The organism is Mycobacterium sp. 20KCMC460 (genome assembly GCF_022179425.1).
In the GTDB taxonomy this organism is placed as follows: Bacteria; Actinomycetota; Actinomycetes; order Mycobacteriales; family Mycobacteriaceae; genus Mycobacterium; species Mycobacterium kiyosense.
Genome location: NZ_AP025524.1, coordinates 793,564 through 810,934, shown reverse-complemented (window position 1 = coordinate 810,934; position 17,371 = coordinate 793,564). Strand labels below are relative to the sequence as shown.

Below are 17,371 nucleotides of genomic sequence, written 5' to 3'. Positions count from 1 at the left end.
CCAGCCAGGCAAGTTCCGCAGCCAGTGGGTGACGGTGCCAGCCAGTTCGCGCACGGCTGGCCGGTGGATGTCGGCCTTACTAGGCCGTTAATCCCGCGATCCGGTACCAGTGGTCACGGGTAACCGGCGGAACCGATCTCCCGATAGCAGAAGCCGCCGTGCAGATCATCTCGGTTGGGGTGAGATCCCGTCCGTAAAAACTATTTGGATGAATTTCTCCCTTTTTGAGTGAAAGCTAGTCTGGTTTGACACAAGTCGAGTTATCGTAAGTATCAGCTCTGCCAATCAGCATGACCGGGGGACACGTCACGACCTCTGAGGTCGTGACCTAGTAGTGGACGGTTCCCTATGTCGTACCTAATCGCAGCCCCCGACGTGCTCAGTGCCGCGGCCTCCAACCTGGCCGCCATCGGCGAGACGCTGGAGACGGCCAACGCCGTCGCGGTCACGTCCACGACCAACGTCCTGGCGGCAGCCCAAGACGAGGTGTCGACCGCCATCGCGGCGCTGTTCGGCAGCCACGGCGCGGCCTACCAATCGATCAGCGCCCAAGCCGCGGCATTCCACGCGCAGTTCCTGCAGAACCTGTCCGCCGGGGCAGGCTCCTACGCCCAGGCCGAGGCCGCCGCGGCGGCACCCTTACAGGGCCTCGGGCAAGCCGTCCTCAACGTCATCAACGCGCCGACCGAAACACTGCTGAACCGGCCACTGATCGGCGACGGCGCCAACGCCACCACGCCCGGCGGCGCCGGGCAGGCCGGCGGATTGCTATTCGGCAATGGCGGCGCCGGCGCAGGCGGGGCCGCCGGACAGGCCGGCGGGGCCGGCGGCAATGCCGGCCTGATCGGCAACGGCGGCGCGGGTGGCGCCGGCGGTGCCTCGACCACCGCCAACGGTGGCGCCGGCGGTGCCGGCGGCAACGGTGGATGGCTATACGGCTCCGGTGGCGCCGGTGGCGCCGGTGGCGCCAACCTGAATTCCTACGGCTTCGGTGGCGCGGGTGGCGCCGGCGGCCGGGCGTGGCTGATCGGCACCGGTGGTATCGGCGGTGCCGGCGGCACCGGCGCCAGCGGTGGTGCCGGCGCGTCCGGCGGCAGCGGCGGCTGGATATACGGCGACGGCGGCACCGGCGGCGCCGGCGGCGGCAACACCAGTCCGACCGGCGTCGGCGGGGCCGGTGGCCGCGGCGGCGACGCCTGGCTGATCAGCGACGGTGGGGCCGGCGGCACCGGCGGTGCCGGGCCCTCGGTCGGCGGCCACGCCGGTACCGGTGGTGACGGCGGCCACGGCGGCTTGCTGGCCGGCGCGGGTGGCGCCGGTGGCGGCGGCGGCACCGGCTCCACCGGCGGCAGCGGCGGCGACGGCGGCGACGCCGGCTGGCTGTCCGGCAGTTCGGGCGGCGCCGGCGGCGTCGGAGGTATCGGCAGCACCGGCGACGGCGGCCTCGGCGGCGCCGGTGGAACCGGCGGGCTGTACGGCTCCGGCGGGGCCGGTGGAACCGGCGGGGCCGGCGCCAACGCCGGCGGCATCGGCGGACGGGGCGGCAACGCGGGCTGGCTACTCGGCACCGGCGGCGTCGGCGGCAGCGGCGGATCCAGCGGCGCCGGCTTCAACGGCGGTGGCGGCGGGGCCGGCGGCAACGGTGGCTGGCTGTACGGCAACGGCGGCGTCGGCGGCAACGGCGCCAACGGCGGGGCAGGAACCACCGGCATCGCGGGCGGCAACGGTGGTAACGGCGGCGCCGGCGGTCGGGGCGGCTTACTGTTCAGCGACGGCGGCAACGGTGGCAACGGCGGCATGGGCGGCAAGGGTGGTATCGGCACCACCGGGGCCAACGGGGCCGACGGAACCTTCCCCAGCGGTAACGGCCAAGACGGCGGCGACGGTGGTGTCGGGGCCATCGGCGGCAACGGCGGCAACGGCGGCGCAGCCGGCAAGGGCGGCCTGCTGTTCGGCGAATCCGGAATCATGGGCCGCGGCGGCAACGGCGGGGCCGGCGGCACCGGCGGCCTCGGCGGTAACGGTGGAAACGGCGCGGCCGGCAACGCAGCCAGCCCCAACGGCGGAAACGGCGGAAACGGCGGCAATAACGGCGCCGGAGCGGCCAGCGGCGGCGCCGGCGGCTACGGCTCGGTCATCGGCCAGCACGGAGCGGCGGGCACCACCGTCACCGGAGCGGGTGGCAACGGCGGTAACGGCGGGGCCGGATATGACGCATCGACCGGCACCGTCGCCGGCGCCAGTGGCGGCAACGGCGGCCACGGTGGTAACGGCGGCAATTACGGCAACGGCGGGGCGGGTGGCGCCGGCGGCAACGGCGCGGTCGGCAAGGCCGGCACCTCCGGTATCAGCCCCGGCGACAGCGGCACCGACGGCACTGCCGGCGGTAACGGCGGCACGGGTGGTTACGGCGGCAACGGGGGCTCGGTGCGCGGTAACGCCGGGGCGGGCGGGGCCGGCGGCAACGGTGCGACCGGCGGGGCCGGCGGGGCGGGGGTCGACGGCAAGGACAGCACGACGGCGGGTGTCGCGGGTCAGACCGGCGGCAACGGCGGTAGCGGTGGGACCGGTGGCCAAGGCGGCGCCGGCGGCGCGGCTGGTCAGGTAAAGGGCATCGGCAACGCTGCCGCCGCGGGCGCCAACGGCGCGGGTGGCGACGGTGGCGCGGCCGGAGCCGCCGGAGACGGTGGTCGCGGCGCCGACGGCACCGTCGCCCACCTTGACGGCAGCACCGGCGGCGACGGCGGTAACGCCGGGCTGTCCGGACTGGGTGGCCAGGGCGGCCACAACGGCATCGGCCCCGACGGCGCGAGCGGACACGACGGCGCGGGCGTCAACGGCGGTAACGGCGGGGCCGGCGGAGACGGCGCGGCCGGCACAGCCGGCAAGGACGGCGTCGGCGCCGGGGCCAGCGGCACCAGTGGAACTGACGGCGGCAGGGGCGGCGACGGCGGTAAGGGCGGCGCGGCCGGTCGGGTCGGCACCACCGGCGGTACTGGTGGCACGGGCGGCAGCGGTGGTGTCGGTGGTGCCGGTGGGTCCGGCATCGACGGTGCGGATGCGACCGGCACGACCGCAGCAGGGGTAGGCAACTCCGGCGGGACCGGCGGGAACGCCGGGGCCGGCGGCAACGGTGGCGGCGGAGGTAAAGGCGGCGCGGCCGGCATCGCGGGTACCTACGGCGGCGGTGCTGGCACCACCGGGGCCGGTGGGGCCGGCGGTAACGGCGGGGCTGCAGGCACCGCGGGTGATGGCGGTACAGGCGCCAACGGCGCCAACGGCATCACCGGGGTGAACTACGGCACCGGTGTCGGTGACGGCGGTAAAGGCGGGGCCGGTGGGGCCGGTGGTAACGGCGCGGCCGGCGGCAACGGCGGCGCTAAGGGCCTCAACGGTGACGGCAGCGCCTCGGCAGCAGCCAACGGCAACGGCGCGACCGGCTCCAACGGCGGCAACGGCGGCAACGCCGGCGCCGGCGGCACCGGCGCGAATGGTGTCGACGGCAAGGCCGGGGTCACCACGGCCAATGGGCTCGGTGCGGGCACCGACGCCGGTAACGGCGGCGGCGGCGGCACCGGCGGTGGCGGCGGTAAGGCCGGCGCCGGCGGGCTCAACGGCGGCAGTAGCACTCACGCCGCCGATGGCACCGGCGGCACCGGCGGCAACGGCGGCGCGGCCGGGGCGGGCGGCACCGGCGGTAAGGGCGCCGACGGCGTGGCCGGCACCGCCAACATCGACGGCGGCAACGGTGGCAAGGGCGGCAACGCCGGCGCGGTGGGTACCGCGGGCGCCGGTGGGGCTAACGCTGCGGGCAGCACTAATCCCGCTGACCTCGGGGTCGGCGCGGCCGGCAGCGCCGGGTTCGGTGCCAACGGCGGCAACGGCGGCGCCGGCGGTAATGGCGCCAACGGTGGCGCCGGCACCAGCGGCCTCAACCCCGGCGACAGCGGCACCGCCGGAACCATCGGCGGCAAGGGCGGCGCGGGCGGCGGCGGCGGTACTGCCAGTGGGAGCCAGACTTCGGCCGGGGTCCAGACGCACGGCGGTAACGGCGGCGCCGGCGGTGACGGTGGCACCGGCGGTGACGGTGGTAGCGGGCTCGACGGCAACAACGGGGTGCTCGGGGTCAACCAGTACGGCAACGGCGTCAGCGCCGGACAGAGCGGTGGCAACGCGGGGGCAGGCGGCGACGGCGGGGCCGGCGGCAGGGGCGGAGACGCCGGTGGCGCCGGGACCGGTGGCGGAGTGGCCGGCACCGCGGGTAGCGGCGGTGACGCCGGCGACGGTGGCTCGGCGGGTACGGCGGGTAAGGGTGGGGCCGGAGCAAGCGGCTCCAACGGAGTCGCGGGTGTCAACGAGTACGGCACCGGTATCGGTGGCGGTCAGGACGGCGGGGCCGGTGGGGCCGGTGGTAACGGCGCCAATGGCGGCAAGGGCGGCGCGGCCGGCCTCGCCGGCAACGGCGCCGGTGGCAGCGCCGGCAACTACGGGCACGGCGGAAACGCCAGCAGCGGTGGCGCAGGTGGTGCGGGCGGCGCCGGAGGCGCGGGTGCCACCGGCGCCAACGGGGTGGCGGGGTCCAGCCAGTACGGCAACGGGCTCGGTGGCGGTCAGGACGGCGGCAACGGCGGTAGCGGCGGTACCGGCGGTAAAGGCGGAACGGGCGGGACTGCCGGACAAGACGGCAACGGCGTCACCACCGCCACCCAGGGTGCTGGCGGAGCCGGTGGTGTGGGTGGTAACGCCGGTGCTGGAGCCGCCGGCGGCCACGGTGCTGATGGTCTAGCCGGCAGCACCAGCTACCTCGACGGCGGTAAGGGCGGCGCCGGCGGCAACGCCGGCGCGGTCGGAGCCGGTGGCGCAGTCGGGACCGGACCGGGTGGTAGCCCCAGTCCGGCGGCCAGTGGATTGGGCGCCAGCGGCGGCAACGGTGGTGCGGGCGGTAACGGCGGTAACGGCGCGGCCGGTCACGACGGGGTCAGTCCCGGGGACAGCGGTACGACCGGCGGGAATGCCGGTAAGGGCGGCGATGGTGGTGCCGGTGGGGCGCGTAGCGCGGCCGGTACTGCGGGCACCGTGGACGGTAACGGCGGCGCCGGTGGCGCTGGCGGGGTCGGTGGGGCCGGTGGTAGTGGGGTCAAGGGTGCTGATGGCAGCGGGACCACCGCCGCCGGGGTGGGTAACGCCGGGCAGACCGGTGGTAGCGCCGGGGCCGGTGGTAACGGCGGGGCCGGCGGTAAGGGCGGCGCGGCCGGTGGAGCGACCGGCACGACCGGTGCCGGCGGGGCCGGCGGTAACGGTGGGGCGGCCGGGACCGCGGGTAACGGCGGGGCCGGGGCGGCCGGGGCCAACGGGATCACCGGGGTCAACTACGGCACCGGTGTCGGTGACGGCGGTAAAGGCGGTAACGGTGGGGCCGGCGGTAACGGCGCGGCCGGCGGCAACGGCGGCGCTAAGGGCCTCAACGGTGACGGCAGCGCCTCGGCAGCAGCCAACGGCAACGGCGCGACCGGCTCCAACGGCGGCAACGGCGGCAACGCCGGCGCCGGCGGCACCGGCGCGAATGGTGTCGACGGCAAGGCCGGGGTCACCACGGCCAATGGGCTCGGTGCGGGCACCGACGCCGGTAACGGCGGCGGCGGCGGCACCGGCGGTGGCGGCGGTAAGGCCGGCGCCGGCGGGCTCAACGGCGGCAGTAGCACTCACGCCGCCGATGGCACCGGCGGCACCGGCGGCAACGGCGGCGCGGCCGGGGCGGGCGGCACCGGCGGTAAGGGCGCCGACGGCGTGGCCGGCACCGCCAACATCGACGGCGGCAACGGTGGCAAGGGCGGCAACGCCGGCGCGGTGGGTACCGCGGGCGCCGGTGGGGCTAACGCTGCGGGCAGCACTAATCCCGCTGACCTCGGGGTCGGCGCGGCCGGCAGCGCCGGGTTCGGTGCCAACGGCGGCAACGGCGGCGCCGGCGGTAATGGCGCCAACGGTGGCGCCGGCACCAGCGGCCTCAACCCCGGCGACAGCGGCACCGCCGGAACCAACGGCGGCAAGGGTGGCGCCGGCGGCGCCGGCGGCACCGCCAGCGGCAGCCAGACCGCGGCCGGCGTGCAGACACACGGCGGCACCGGCGGCACCGGCGGCAACGGCGGTGCCGGCGGCAAGGGCGGTAGCGGCCTGGACGGGGCCAGCGGTTACGCATTGAGCGGGCCGGGCGGCAACGGACAAAGCGGCGGCAGCGCAGGCGCCGGTGGCGCCGGTGGCGATGGCGGCCGCGGCGGTGACGCCGGCGGCGCCGGGACCGGCGGCGGGGTCGCGGGCAACGCCGGTAGCGGCGGCAACGCCGGCAATGGTGGCGACGCCGGCACCGCCGGCAAGGGCGGAGCCGGCGCGACCGGGGCCAACGGCATCGCTGGCCAGAACGCTTACAACACCGGTGTCGGCGGCGGCCAAAGTGGCGGTACCGGCGGTGACGGCGGTAAAGGCGCCAACGGTGGCAACGGCGGTAAAGGCGGGGCCGCAGGCAGCGGCACCGGCGGTACCACCGGCAGCTACGGGAACGGCGGCAATGCCAGCGGCGGTGGTGTGGGCGGCGCCGGCGGAGCTGGCGGCGCGGGCGCCACCGGTGCCAACGGGGTGGCCGGGTCCAGCCAATACGGCAACGGTGTCGGTGGCGGTCAGGACGGCGGCAACGGGGGCAACGGCGGTCAGGGCGGCGCCGGTGGTAGCGGCGGCACCGGTGGTCAGGTCTTCGGCGGCACCGCCACGGCCGGCAACAACGGCGCCAACGCGTCCGGGGGTGTGGGCGGCAACGCCGGGATCGCCGGTGACGGCGGCCGCGGCGCTGACGGCGTCACCGGTAGCTCCTACCTCGATGGCGGCAAGGGCGGGGCCGGCGGAAATGCCGGCACGGTCGGCGCAGGAGGCGCGAACGCGGGCGGCGGCACGGCCAACCCAGGGTTCGGCGCCAACGGCGGCAACGGCGGTGCCGGCGGTAATGGCGCGAACGGCGCCAGCGGTGTCAGTAGTACTACGCCTGGCGCCAGCGGAACCGCCGGCGGTGACGGTGGCCGGGGCGGTCAGGGTGGTGCCGGTGGTACGGCCAGTGGCTCGCAAACCCCCGCGGGAGCACAGACCCACGGTGGTACCGGTGGTGCCGGCGGTAAGGGTGGCGCCGGCGGTCAGGGCGGTTCGGGCGCCGACGGTCATGACGGGTCCGCACAGAATTACGGCAACGGAGTCGGAGCCGGCCAGGATGGTGGCAGCGCCGGGGCCGGCGGCAGGGGCGGTGACGGCGGTCAGGGCGGTGCGGCCGGTGGCGCCGGGACCGGCGGCGGGGTCGCCGGTAGCGCCGGCAACGGCGGCGCGGCCGGGAGCGGCGGTAACGCGGGCACTGCCGGCAAGGGCGGAGTCGGTATCACCGGCGCGGCCGGGGTGGCCGGGCAAAACGCCTACGGCACCGGTGTCGGCGGCGGCCAAAACGGCGGGAACGGTGGTAACGGCGGGGCCGGCGCCAACGGCGGCAACGGCGGTAACGGCGGCGCCGCCGGCGGGGTCGGGGCCTCTGTGGGCACCAACGGTAATGGGGGCAACGCCTCCAGCGGCGGGGCTGGCGGGGCCGGCGGCTACGGCGGCGCCGGCGCCAAGGGCGCTGACGGGGTGGCCGGGTCCAGCCAGTACGGCAACGGACTCGGTGGCGGTCAGGACGGCGGCAACGGCGGCAGCGGCGGTACCGGCGGCAACGGCGGAACGGGTGGCACCGCGGGTCTGAAAGGCACCACCGTGGGTGGCGGCGGCGCGGACGGCACGGTCCAGGGCGCCGGCGGTGCCGGTGGTGTCGGCGGTAACGCCGGGGCTGGGGCCGCTGGCGGCCGGGGTGCTGATGGCACCGCCAGCTACCTCAACGGCGGTAAGGGCGGGGCCGGCGGCAACGCCGGCGCGGTCGGTGCCGGTGGCGCTGTGGGGACCGGACCGGGTGGTAGCCCCAGTCCGGCGGCCAGTGGATTGGGCGCCAGCGGCGGCAACGGTGGTGCGGGCGGTAACGGCGCTAATGGCGCGGCCGGTCACGACGGGGTCAGTCCCGGGGACAGCGGTACGACCGGCGGGAACGCCGGGAGCGGCGGCCAGGGTGGTGCCGGTGGGGCGCGTAGCGCGGCCAACACTGTGGGCACCGTGGACGGCAACGGCGGCGCCGGCGGCGCCGGTGGGGTCGGCGGGGCCGGTGGTTCCGGGGTCAAGGGCGCTGACGCCACGGGCACCACCGCCAACGGTGTCGGTAATGCCGGGCAAAAGGGTGGTGACGCCGGGGCTGGTGGCGCCGGCGGGGCCGGCGGCCAGGGCGGTGCGGCCGGCGGAGCGACCGGCACCACCGGTGCCGGCGGGGCCGGCGGCAACGGTGGGGCGGCCGGGACCGCGGGCAATGGTGGCGCCGGGGCGGCCGGGGCCAACGGCATCACCGGGGTCAACTACGGCACCGGTGTCGGTGATGGCGGTAAGGGTGGGCCGGCGGGCCGGCGGTAACGGCGCGGCCGGCGGCGCCGGCGGCGCCAAGGGCCTCAACGGTGACGGCAGCGCCTCGGCAGCAGCCAACGGCAGCGGTCAGATCGGTTCTAACGGCGGTAACGGCGGCAACGCCGGGGCCGGCGGGTACGGCGCCAGGGGCGCTGACGGGGTCGCCGGGGTCACCAACGGCGCTAACGGGCTGGGCGGGGCCTCCAACGGCGGTAACGGCGGTAACGGCGGTACCGGCGGCAACGGCGGTAAGGCCGGCGCCGGCGGCCTCAACGGTGATGGCACCACCTCGGCCGGTAACGGCACCGGCGGCACCGCGGGCAACGGCGGAAACGCCGGCGCCGGCGGGGTCGGGGGGCGCGGCGCTGATGGCACCGCCAGCTACCTCAACGGCGGTAAGGGCGGGGCCGGCGGCAACGCCGGCACCGTTGGATCGGCCGGAACCAAGGGCGCCAACGCCGCCGGCAGCACCAGCGGCAACGGCGCCGGCGCGGCCGGCAGCAACGGCGCCGGCGCCAGCGGCGGCAACGGCGGCAACGGGGGTAACGGCGCCAACGGCGCGGCCGGTCACGACGGGGTCAGTCCCGGGGACAGCGGTACGACCGGCGGGAACGCCGGGAGCGGCGGCCAGGGTGGTGCCGGTGGGGCGCGTAGCGCGGCCAACACTGTGGGCACCGTGGACGGCAACGGCGGCGCCGGCGGCGCCGGTGGGGTCGGCGGGGCCGGTGGTTCCGGGGTCAAGGGCGCTGACGCCACGGGCACCACCGCCAACGGTGTCGGTAATGCCGGGCAAGAGGGTGGTGACGCCGGGGCTGGTGGCGCCGGCGGGGCCGGCGGCCAGGGCGGTGCGGCCGGCGGAGCGACCGGCACCACCGGTGCCGGCGGGGCCGGCGGCAACGGTGGGGCGGCCGGGACCGCGGGCAATGGTGGCGCCGGGGCGGCCGGGGCCAACGGCATCACCGGGGTCAACTACGGCACCGGTGTCGGTGATGGCGGTAAGGGTGGGGCCGGCGGGGCCGGCGGTAACGGCGCGGCCGGCGGCGCCGGCGGCGCCAAGGGCCTCAACGGTGACGGCAGCGCCTCGGCAGCAGCCAACGGCAGCGGTCAGATCGGTTCTAACGGCGGTAACGGCGGCAACGCCGGGGCCGGCGGGTACGGCGCCAGGGGCGCTGACGGGGTCGCCGGGGTCACCAACGGCGCTAACGGGCTGGGCGGGGCCTCCAACGGCGGTAACGGCGGTAACGGCGGTACCGGCGGCAACGGCGGTAAGGCCGGCGCCGGCGGCCTCAACGGCGATGGCACCACCTCGGCCGGTAACGGCACCGGCGGCACCGCGGGCAACGGCGGAAACGCCGGCGCCGGCGGGGTCGGGGGGCGCGGCGCTGATGGCACCGCCAGCTACCTCAACGGCGGTAAGGGCGGGGCCGGCGGCAACGCCGGCACCGTTGGATCGGCCGGAACCAAGGGCGCCAACGCCGCCGGCAGCACCAGCGGCAACGGCGCCGGCGCGGCCGGCAGCAACGGCGCCGGCGCCAGCGGCGGCAACGGCGGCAACGGCGGTAACGGCGCCAACGGCGCGGCCGGAACCGATGGGACCAGCACCACCAGCCCGGACGGCACTAACGGTCAGGGTGGCGGGACCGGCGGCCAGGGCGGCAACGGCGGCACCCGCAGCGCGTCCGCGACGGCCGGCACCGTCGACGGGAACGGCGGCGCGGGCGGCAACGGCGGCACCGGCGGCAACGGCGGCAGCGGCCTGGAGGGCGCCAGCGGCGCGAACACCAGCGGCACCGGCCAGGACGGCCTGCGCGGCGGCAACGCCGGCAGCGGCGGCACGGGTGGAGCCGGGGGCGCCGGCGGCGCATCCGGCGGCACTGCCGGGACCGCGGGCAGTGGCGGCAGCGGGGGCAACGGCGGCTCGGCCGGAACCGCAGGTAACGGCGGGGCCGGTGCGCGCGGCGCCGACGGTGTCTCAGGCGTCAACAACACTGCCGGCAACAACGGCGGCGGCTACAACGGCGGCAACGGCGGCAACGGCGGCAAGGGCGGTAACGGCGGGGCCGGTGGTGGCGGCGGGGCTGCCGGCGCGACCAACGGCGGCACGGCCGGCAGCGTAGGCACCAATGGCAACGGCGGCAACGCCAGCAACGGTGGCAACGCCGGACGACCGGGCGACGGCGGCAACGGCGCAGACGGTACCTCCGCTTACATCCACGGCGGCAACGGCGGCAGCGGCGGCAACGTCGGCACCGCCGGCTTAGGCGGAACGGCCGGTGCGGCCGGCACTGGCGGCTCCGGTGGTTCCGCCGGCAACGCCGGAAGCGCCGGCGCCTCGATTGTCGGCTCGGCCGGTAACGGCGGTAAGGGCGGCGCGGGTTACACGTCCGCTGCCGCAGGGTCCAGCGGTGGTAACGGCGGCGCCGGCGGTAACGGCGGATCGCAGGGCAACGGCGGCGACGGCGGTGCCGGCGGCAAGGGTATAGCCGGCGCCAACGGCGTCGACGGCACCGCGACGCACCACGACGGCACCGACGGTCAGGCCGGCGGTAGCGGCGGAAACGGTGGTGCGGGCGGCATCGGCTACGGTGCCGGGCAGCACGGCGGTAGTGGCGGGGCCGCGGGCGTTGGAGGCAACGGCGGCTCGGGTGGTACCGGTTGGACCGGTCGCGACGGACAGTCCGGTTCCACCCTCTACGGCAACGGCGTCGGCGGCGGCGAGAACGGCGGCAGCGGCGGCAACGGCGCCAACGGCGGGGACGGCGGCAACGGCGGCGTCGGCGGCGCCGGACAGAACGGCGCCAGCAACGGCAGCACTGCTGCCGGCGCCGCGGCCGGCAACGGTGGGAACGCCGGGACACCCGGTGACGGCGGCAGCGGCGCGGCGGGCGTCGCGAGCTACACGACCGGCGGGGCCGGCGGCAACGGCGGCAACCCGGGCAGGGCCGGAGGCGGTGGCACTGGCGGTAGCGGCTCCACAGCCGGCGCCGACGGCAGCGACGGTGCCATCCCCACTGCTCCGGCCGGCAACGGCGGACACGGTGGGGCCGGATACACGCCTTCCACACCTGGCGCTGACGGCGGTACCGGTGGCGCCGGCGGTAGAGGCGGCACCTACGGCAGCGGCGGCGACGGTGGTATCGGCGGCAACGGTGCAGACGGTTCCGACGGCCTCAACGGCGTCAGCGGATCCACCAACGACATCAACGGCACCGCGGGCCAGGCCGGCGGCAAGGGTGGCCAGGGCGGCGTCGGCGGCAACGCCGGCTCGATGATGGGCAACGGCGGTAAGGGCGGCCAGGGCGGCGTCGGCGGCAGTGGTGGCGATGGCGGAAACGGCGGCACCGGCGCAGGCGGATACTCCGGCACCGGTCAGGCTGCCGGCGGCGGCCAGAACGGTGGCATCGGCGGCGGTGGCGGCACGGGAGGCAACGGCGGCGCCGGCGGCGCAGGCGGCACCGCCGGCCTGTACGGCTTCGCCGGCACCCAGGGCGCCGGCGGCGCAGCGGGCTCGGGCGGCAACGGTGGCGACGGCGGCGACGGCGGGACTGGCGCCGGCGGCGCCAACGGCGTGGCCAACGTCAACGCGTACGGCAACGGTATCGGCGGCGGTCAGGACGCCGGAAACGGTGGTAGCGGCGGCACCGGCGGAGCCGGCGGCAACGGTGGCACGGGCGGCGCGGGCAGCACCACCGGGGCCGGCGGCAACGCCGGCAACGGCGGCGACGGCGGCAACGGCGGCCAGGAAGGTAACGGCGGCCGCGGCGCCGACGGCACCAAGGCCAACCCGGACGGCGGCAAGGGCGGCAAGGGTGGCGACGCCGGTGTCGGCGCCGGCGGCGGCGCGGGCGGCACCGGCGGCGCGGGGTCGACCACCGGTAACAACGGCGCTAATGGCAACACCGGCAGCACTCCCACCGGCGTCGGCGGCAACGGCGGCGACGGCGGCGACGGCTACAACCCGACGACACCCGGCGCCAGCGGCGGCAAGGGCGGCGCCGGCGGTGCTGGCGGCGACTACGGCAACGGCGGTAACGGCGGCGACGGCGGCAATGGTGTCGCCGGCGCGAACGGCGGCAACGGCAATTCCGCGACGAACCCCAACGGGGCCGACGGTCAGACCGGCGGCAACGGTGGTGACGGCGGCGCCGGCGGCAAGAGCGGTATCTACAACGGTTACGGCGGGGCGGGCGGCAACGCCGGCAGCGGCGCCGACGGCGGCACCGGCGGCAACGGCTGGAACAACCCGGCCGGTACCGGCGGCAACGCCGGCAAGGGCGGCAACGGCGGCACCGCCGGTCAGGGCGGCGCCGGCGGCGACGGATTCCTCGGCGGCGGCGACGGCGGTGCCGGCGGCAACCCGGGCAAGGGCGGCGCCGCGGGTACCCCCGGCACCGGCAGCGCCGGTTCAGGCGCAACCGCCTCGCCCGGCACCGACGGTCAAAACCTCGCCGGCGGCACCCATCGCGGCGACGGCGGCAACGGCGGCAACGCCTTCGGCGTCCCAGGCGCCGGCCAGCAGGGCTACAGCGGCGGTGACGGCGGCGACGCCGGCGCCTACGGCAACGGCGGCAACGGCGGCAACGGCGGCACCGGCGGTACCGGCGTCACCGGTAACACGGGTAACTTCCCCAGCGGTCCCGGTGGCACCGGCCAGCAAGGCGGCGTCGGCGGCAACGGCGGCAAGGGCGGCAACGGCGGTTGGACGGCCGGCAACAGCGGCAACGGCGGTAACGGCGGTACCGGTGGAACCGGGGGCACCGGCGGCACCGGCGGTGCCGGTTCCTGGACGCTCAACTCTCCCGACGGCGGTACCGGCGGTACCGGCGGCAAGGGCGGTACCGGCGGGCAAGGTGGCAACGCCGGAACGGTCACCAACGGCACCGTGGGCAACGGAGGCAACGGCGGAGCTGGCGGCACTACCGGCCTCGGCGGCAATGGTGGTGTCGGCTCGGCCGGCGACGCCAGCCATACCACCGGCGGCAAGGGCGGCACGGGCGGCAACCCTGGCGACATCACCGTGGTCGGCACTGGCGGTAACGGCGGCACCGGCACGACTCCGGGCGCCAAGGGTGGCTCCGGCAGCGTGAACACCAGCACCGCCGGCGGCGCCGGCGGCACCGGCGGCGCCGGATACACGCCCACCACGGCGGGCGCCAGCGGCGGCGTCGGCGGGGCGGGCGGCGACGCCGGGCAGTACGGCAACGGCGGCACCGGCGGTGTCGGCGGCAACGGCGTCGCGGGTGACAACGGCATCAACGGCACCAACCCCGGCGACAGCGGCAAGAGCGGCCAGCTGGGTGGCTCCGGCGGCACCGGCGGTGCCGGCGGCCAGGGCGGCACGATAGCCGGTAACGGCGGCACCGGCGGTGCCGGCGGGATCGGCGCCAACGGTGGCAACGGTGGCAACGGCGTGATCGGCAAATACGGTGTCGCGGGCCAGGACTACGGCCAGGGCAATGGCGTCGGCGGCGGTCAGAACGGCGGCAGCGGCGGCAGTGGCGGCGGCGGCGGCAACGGCGGCGACGGCGGCGCGGGCGGCGGGTTCACCAACGGCTCCGCGGGTGCCCAGGGTGCCGGCGGCAAGGGCGGCAACGGCGGCAACGCCGGAACAGCCGGCGACGGCGGCGCGGGCGCCAACGGCACCCAGACCTACCGCAACGGCGGCAACGGCGGCAACGGCGGCAATGCCGGCACCGCCGGTCCCGCCGGGAGCGGCGGTGCCGGGTCGACCCCCGGCGGCGGTGGCACCCCCGGCACATCGGTCAGCGGCCTGAACGGCAACGGCGGCCAGGGCGGTAACGGCTACAACGCGTTGACCCCGGGCAAGAGCGGCGGGTCCGGCGGCAACGGCGGCAACGGCGGGATGTACGGCAGCGGCGGCAACGGCGGCAACGGCGGCAGCGGAGCTTCAGCCGTGGTGAGCGGTAGCAACGCCACCGCTGCCGGCGGCAGCGGCACCGCCGGACATAACGGCGGCGCCGGCGGCGCCGGCGGCAACGGCGGCAGCGGCGGCTCGAAAGCCGGCAACGGCGGCACCGGCGGCTACGGCGGCAACGGCGGTGACGGCACCGCGGGCGGCAACGGCGTCAGTGGCGGCAACGGCGTGACCGACGTCAACCAGTACGGCACCGGCATCGGTAGCGCCCAGAACGGCGGCAACGGCGGTGCGGGCGGCGACGGCGGCGCCGGCGGCAACGGCGGCAAGGGCGGAGCGGCACCCGCCGGTACCGTCGGCGCCGGCGGCGCAGGCGGCAACGCCGGTAACGGCGCCAACGGTGGCACCCCGGGCAACGGCGGCAACGGCGCGAACGGCACTGTCACCAACCCCAACGGCGGCAACGGCGGCAACGGCGGCACCGCGTACGTCGGCAAGGCCGGCCAAACCGGCACCGGCGGCACCGACGGTAACGGCGCCAACCCGGCGGCCGATGGCACCGCCGGCAGCAACGGAACGCCACTGGGCACAGTCGGCAACGGCGGCGCCGGCGGTAACGGCTACGACGCCTCCGGCGGCACCGTCGCAGGCGCCAACGGCGGCAACGGCGGCAACGGCGGTAGCGGCGGCACCTACGGCAATGGTGGCGCAGGCGGATCCGGCGGCAACGCGGCCGACGGCACCAACGGTGTCGACGGCACCGGCGCCGGTGCCTCCGGAACCAGCGGAACAGCCGGCGGAAAGGGCGGCGCGGGCGGCAGCGGCGGCGCCGGCGGCACCATCTCCGGTAACAGCGGCAACGGCGGCACGGGCGGCAGCGGCGGTAACGGCGGAACCGGCGGTAACGGCATCGACGGCGACCCCGGCCAAGCCGGCGGCAACGGCGGCAGCGGTGCCAATGGCGGCGACGGCGGCGCCGGCGGCAACGCGGGCGCGGTCACCTCGGGCAACCAGGGCTTCGGCGGGTCTGGCGGCGACGGCGGCAACGCCGGAACACCGGGCAACGGCGGCAAGGGCGGTGACGCCACCAGCGCGGCCAGCACCGGCGCCCGGGGTGGGAACGGCGGCGACGCCGGCACCGCAGGCGGCGGCGGCAGCGCCGGTACCGGCAAGGCCGGCGTCGGCGCGGGTGTCAACGGCAATCCCGGCACCTCGGTGACCACGCCGGCCGGCAACGGTGGCGACGGCGGCAACGGCTTCAGCCCCACCACGCCGGGCGCCAGTGGCACGGCAGGCGGTGACGGCGGCAACGGCGGCAACGTCGGCAACGGCGGCAAGGGCGGCAACGGCGGCAACGGGGTGGCCGGCACGGACGCCACCCCGGTCTCCGGCGCGGGAGCCAGCGGTAACGCCGGCCAGGCCGGCGGCTCAGGCGGCGTCGGCGGCAACGGCGGCAACGGTGGCTCGATCTCGGGCAACGCCGGCGTCGGCGGCAACGGCGGCACCGGAGCCCAGGGCGGTAACGGCGGCGACGGGGTCGCCGGCGGGACCGGTCAGGCCGGCGGCAGCGGCGGCCAGGGCGGCAGCGGCGGCAGCGGCGGCAATGGCGGCGCCGGCGGTAAGACGCTCGGCGGCACCGGAACGCAGGCGGCCAGCGGTTCCGGCGGCAATGCCGGCAGCGGTGGAAAGGGCGGCAACGGAGCGGCCGGCGGCGACGGTGCGGCCGGGGTGGCCGGCACCAACAGCGGCAATGCGGGCAACGCCGGGAACGGCGGTAGCGGCGGCACGGGCGGTAACGGCGGCAACGGCGGCACCGGATCGACCGTCGGCACCGCGGGTAGTGCGGGCTCCGGCGGCAACGCCGCAGCCGGCGGCACCGGGGGCACCGGCGCCAACGGCGTCAGCGCCGCCAACCCCAACGGCGGCAACGGCGGCAACGGCGGCGACCGCGGCACCGCGGGCAACGCGGGCTCCGTCGACACCGGCTCGGGCACCCCGAGCCCCGGCTCCAACGGCACCGCACCCACCAGCGGCGGCGACGGTGGTACCGGCGGCAACGGCTGGACCTCCACGACGCCCGGCGTCAACGGCGGCAACGGTGGCGGCGGCGGCAACGCCGGCAACGTCGGCAACGGCGGCAAGGGCGGCAACGGCGGCGGCGGCGCGACCGGTACCGCAGGCACCACCGGCCCGACCGCCGGCAGCAACGGCACCAACGGTGGTGCCGGCAGCTCAGGCGGCAACGGCGGCGCCGGCGGGCTGGGCGGATCGATCTCCGGTAACGGCGGCACCGGCGGTAGCGGCGGGGCGGGCGGCGCCGGCGGCGCGGGCGGCACCGGCGCAAACGGAGACGCCAGCTTCGTCGTCAACAACGGCGCCGGAGGCTCGGGCGGCACCGGCGGCAACGGCGGGTCCGGAGGCAACGCGGGCGCCGGCGGCAATGCCCTGGGTGCCGGTAATGGCGGTGTGGCCGGCACTGCGGGCACGGGCGGTGACGGCGGCGCACCCGGCACCGGCGGCAACGGAGCCACCGGGACCGTTGGCCACCCCAACGGCGGCAACGGCGGCGACAGCGGCACCGGCGGCAAGGGCGGCGACGGCGGCAACGGCGCGGTCGGCGGCAACGGCGGCGCGACCTCCGGCAATGGCGGAGCGGGCAGCAGCGGCGGGGCCGGCGGCAGCGGCGGCAGCACCCTGGGCGGTCAGACCGGCGGGGTGGGCGGCAACGCCGGCACCGGCACCAACGGCAACGGCGGCAACGGCGGCAAGGGCCCGAGCGGCGGCAACGGCGGTGACGGCGGCACCCTGGGCACCGGCGGCGCAGCCGGCCCCGGTGGCAACCCGGGCGGCAACGGCTCGGCGGGCTCCGGGGGCGGCGGCGGCACCGCCGGCGTCGGCGGCGGAGGCGGCAACGGCGCCGGTACCGGCACTGGCGGCACTCAGGGTGGTTCCGGTAGCGCCGGGACCCCGGGCACCTAGAGACGGGCAGTC

Annotated in this window: 2 protein-coding genes; both read left to right on the top strand. The window is 77.4% G+C overall.

The genetic code is table 11. The features are described 5' to 3' along the window. Positions 1 to 348 precede the first annotated feature (348 nt). A complete protein-coding gene (locus MKCMC460_RS31510; protein WP_305071300.1) occupies positions 349 to 8,514 on the top strand; it encodes a PE family protein in 8,166 nt (2,721 codons plus the stop codon). Further along, positions 8,480 to 17,359, top strand: a complete 8,880-nt coding sequence (locus MKCMC460_RS03720; RefSeq protein ID WP_238305315.1) for a PE family protein — start codon at positions 8,480 to 8,482, stop codon at positions 17,357 to 17,359. Before MKCMC460_RS31510 ends, MKCMC460_RS03720 begins: the two co-directional genes overlap by 35 nt. Positions 17,360 to 17,371: the final 12 nt, after the last annotated feature.

What these genes read in the sequence shown, in the direction of transcription:
- MKCMC460_RS31510 (WP_305071300.1), top strand. Translation starts at nt 349, where the DNA reads ATGTCGTACCTAATCGCAGCCCCCGACGTGCTCAGTGCCGCGGCCTCC.
- MKCMC460_RS03720 (WP_238305315.1), top strand. Translation starts at nt 8,480, where the DNA reads ATGGCGGTAAGGGTGGGCCGGCGGGCCGGCGGTAACGGCGCGGCCGGC.